Annotated in this window: 2 protein-coding genes and 1 pseudogene; all 3 read right to left on the minus strand. The window is 67.6% G+C overall.

What is annotated here, in order from left to right; all coding sequences use genetic code 11:
• Positions 1 to 344: 344 nt before the first annotated feature.
• Positions 345 to 2,423 (minus strand): O-antigen ligase family protein, encoded by a 2,079-nt coding sequence (locus CYU89_RS12545; RefSeq protein ID WP_296281420.1) that lies wholly within the window; start codon positions 2,421 to 2,423, stop codon positions 345 to 347.
• 214 nt (positions 2,424 to 2,637) lie between these two features.
• Positions 2,638 to 3,066: a pilin gene (locus tag CYU89_RS12550; protein WP_296281421.1), complete on the minus strand. Its 429-nt coding sequence runs from the start codon at positions 3,064 to 3,066 to the stop codon at positions 2,638 to 2,640.
• A gap of 400 nt (positions 3,067 to 3,466) precedes the next feature.
• Positions 3,467 to 3,786, minus strand: a pseudogene (locus CYU89_RS12555) (hypothetical protein); the annotation flags it as partial.

Consider the following 3,786-nt stretch of genomic DNA (forward strand, 5'->3'; position numbering starts at 1 on the left):
CTGCGCGTCACCCCCAGCAACTCGGCCAGGCGGGTCTGCGAAATACCGGTTTTCTCGCGGGCTTGTTGAATGCGGTGACCGATGTTCATGGGGAACCCCGACGGACAGATAGATCTGGATCAGATTGTAGAAGATTAGAATGGATCGACACGAATAAGTGCCTGATTCAGGTTTGTTGACTGCATCGGCAGGGCGCGCGCGGGCTTGAGGCAGTGGCTGTCCTGTTGCGTAAAGGCGCGCAGGGCGTGGTCATCCAGGCCGCGATGCCGTGGACAGCGGCGCTGATGGCGTGCCGCGGGCCTTGGGGCCTCGCGCTGATGGGGATGAGGGCGCAATGCGGGCGGCTACGGCGCGCCTGGGGCCGCCGTCGCGGCTGCGACAGAGGCAGCGGCGGGCGTGGGGGGCACTGCGGTGGCGCGGGGCGGCGCGGCGATGGATGAGTCCGGGCCGGCCAGCAGGCGGCGCACGGTGGCGTCCTCGGGATCGAAGCTGCCGACCATGCGCGCCAGATCCTGCGCCCAGGCGGCATCACCGGTCGTATCCGCCAGCGTCAGCGCTTCGCGCAGCAAGCGCTGGGTGTCCGCTAAGCGTTCCGGGGTCATGCTGATGCGCGTCCAGGGCAGTCCGTCCAACAACACATGCAGCGCCGGGGTCGGTTGCTTTTGGGCCACCAGGATGCGCGCCAGAATCAAGCGATGCGCCGGATTGGCGGGATCGCGGTCCACCGCGCGCGCCAGCACGGCATCGGGCCGGTCGGGAAACTCAGGCCCCATAAAGGGTGCGAGATTCGGGAAAAGCCACAGCAACTGGCCTACCGTGGCATAGACAAAGGGATTGCCTTGGCCCGCGGCAATCCAGTCGCGGGCGTGGGTCAGCGCCATGCCGGCCCAGAGCGCGCCGCCCGGTCCGTCGCGATCCGCCAGCGCCAGATCGATGGCGGCGGCGGTCAGCTCCTGCTGGGTGGTGAGATGATTCGGCCGGACAGCGGCAAAGGCGGTAGCCATCCGGTAACGCGCGAGCGGGTCGGCGCGGCGTTCGGCAAACACGGGCCAGTGGTTGTTGGCATCGAAGGCTTGGGATGCCAGCCAGTCGACGCTGATCGCCCCCACGGCCAGGCTGGCCAGCGCGCCATAGGCCGCGCCCAACACCCGCGGACTGGCGGGCAGATGGATCTGCCAGCTCGGTAGCGGGCCGGCGGCCCAGCGCGCACGCGCCAGGTACAGGCCGGCCAGCAGGGCCAGCGGCGCCACGTAGAAAATGAAGTTGACCCCGGCGTGGAGAAACAGCCCCAGGATCGGCAGGACGGCGCCCCAACCGGCCAGCGCCGCCGCCCGCTCCGCGGGGGCATGCATCGGACCCAGCCGCCGCCACAGCCGCGCGGCCAGGAGCAGCGTGGCCAAGCCCGCCAGGATCAGGAGCGCCGGCAGCAGCGGCCCGCCCTCGGCGAGGAGCTGCAGGTAGTCGTTGTGGGCCAGATCGCCGCTGGACGTGACCTCCGCCGGGCTGCGGTGATGTAGGTAGTGCAGTTTGTAACTGCCGAGACCCATGCCGGTCAGCGGCCGCTCGCGCCAGATGTCGAGCGTGGCGCGCCACATGGCGAGGCGATCCTGGGTGGATTGATCCGCGCTGAGATCGACCACCTCGCGGGTGACCGGATTCTCGGGCAAATAGCGCACTGCGCCGTAGGCCAGCCCGACCAGCATAAGCAGTATCGCGGCCGGCGCGCGCCAGGGCGTTCCCGAGCGCCACAGGCCCAGGAGGAGCGGCGCCAGCAACAGGAGCAGGATACCGGTCGCCCCGCGCGAGGCGGTGGCGAACAGCGCCCACAGGCACAGGGCGATGAAGCCCGCCAGGGCCGTGCGGGCGTGGCGCGAATGGGCCCGCGCCAGCGCAATGAAGACCGGCGGCACGGCAAGGTAGAACAACGCGCCGAAGGCGTTGTAGTCCAGGAAGGGCCCATTGCTGCGATTGCCCAAGCGAAGCCATTCGATCACGCCCCAGGCGGCCATGAGGGTGAACAATGCGCCGGCGGCCAGCGCCAGCCGATCCCAGCGCGCGCGCCGCGCCAGCGTCGCGAGTCCGATGAGATAGCCCAGCGGGAACAGGCCCAGGATCCAGGCGAACCACAAACTGGTGGAGGGCAGGGTGCTGAAGGAGACGCTGGCGAACAGCACGGCCAGGGTCATGAGGGCCAATGCCATGCCCAGACCCCCCGGGCCCGTCAGGACCAGCGCCGATGCCCCGCCTCCGGCGCCCGCGGCGCGGCGCTCGGACAGGACGCGCGCGGCGGCATACAGCAGCGCCGCCACCGCGATGGCCAGCAAGATCAACTGACCTTCGCTTTGCATGAAAAAAAGCGTGGCTGCCAGGGCCAGCACCAGGGGCCACAGGGGCGGTGAACGTTCGGCGGGCAGGGGATACATGGCGGCGCGTCCTTGGGGTGCTTGCAACGGGCGGATCGATACGGTTCTCGACATTCCGCGCGGGGCCTTTAGCCGCGCGCGGGGGATGGCGGGAAAACAGCCATGGCGCGCCGCGTCCCACGCCGATGAAATCGACTGCGATCGCCCAAAAGAAAGCCCCCCAGGCAGCGCCTGGGGGGCAAGGTGGTTGGCTTCGTTATTCTGGGCGATGTGCTTAGCGGCAGTTAGACGGGCGGTAGCGATCATCCAGAGTACCGAGCGTGCAATCCCATTGGATGGCGTCAGTTGGTGCAGTGCCGGCAACGAGGGCGGTGGACGCGCCTGCGGTAGGGGTCAGGATCAGCGTCCCGTTGCCCGCGGCTGCCGTGTAAGTAACTGTAATGGCGCCATTGGTGGAAGCGATCGCCACCGACGTGACGTTGTCGGTTGCGGAAGGCGTCGTCCAGCCTAAGCCAAACGCAGTACCTGACATGGCGTTTTCCGCAACTGTGGTCTTGGCGGCGGAGGCCAGACTCATGCCCTCGGTGACGCGGGCACGGATGGTGTAGTCCTGGTAGGCGGGAATGGCGATGGCGGCGAGGATGCCGACGATGGCCACCACGATCATGAGTTCGATCAGGGTAAAGCCTTTCTGCTTGTTCATGGCGGTGTTCCTTCTCTTTGATTGACTGAGTGATTGATGAGGTCTTGGGTTGCGGGATGGAGTCCGGTTCGACCGGCTGTTCATACGACTCGATCCGTGACTAGCCTATTGCAGGCCCCGTGCCAATTGTTCAAAACGTTGTATTTATTGCTTTTATTCCGGAATTTCTGAAGCTTCTCGGAAGAGGCGGGGCAGGCTTGGTGGCCGTACGGGTCAGGATGTGACCCGCCAGGTCAAGTTGTTGACCCGGCCAGATTCGATTTCCAGCCCGCGCCATGGGGCGGCAAGGCATGGATGTGGGCCCGGGTTCACATGAGCCATCCGCGGCGGCCGGTGCGTGAGCAGCAGGGTTTGTGGCAGGGACCTGCCACAGCCCTTTGTCGCATCAGTCGGCCCGGCTTCAGCGGGGCGGGAGCGCGAGCCTGCGGGCGCGTCGCCAGCGGTACACCGCCAAAGCCGCCAGCGCCAGCAGCAACAGGATGAGCAGGGCGCGGCCCTGGGGATGGTGAGCCAGGCTCGCCCAGGCGTTGCTGAGCCCATAGCCCGCCCCCGCCACCAGCACGGCCCAGATCGCGGCGCCCACGGCATTGAGCACGGTGAAGCGCCAGGGTTCGACCCGCGCCCAGCCCATCAGGATGGGGCCGGCGATGCGCAGGCCGATCATGAAGCGGATGCCGAGGATGAGCGAGGTGTGGTAGCGGGCGATCAGCGCCCGCACCT

The organism is Pseudoxanthomonas sp., from assembly GCF_002863005.1.
Taxonomy (GTDB): domain Bacteria; phylum Pseudomonadota; class Gammaproteobacteria; order Xanthomonadales; family Xanthomonadaceae; genus Pseudoxanthomonas_A.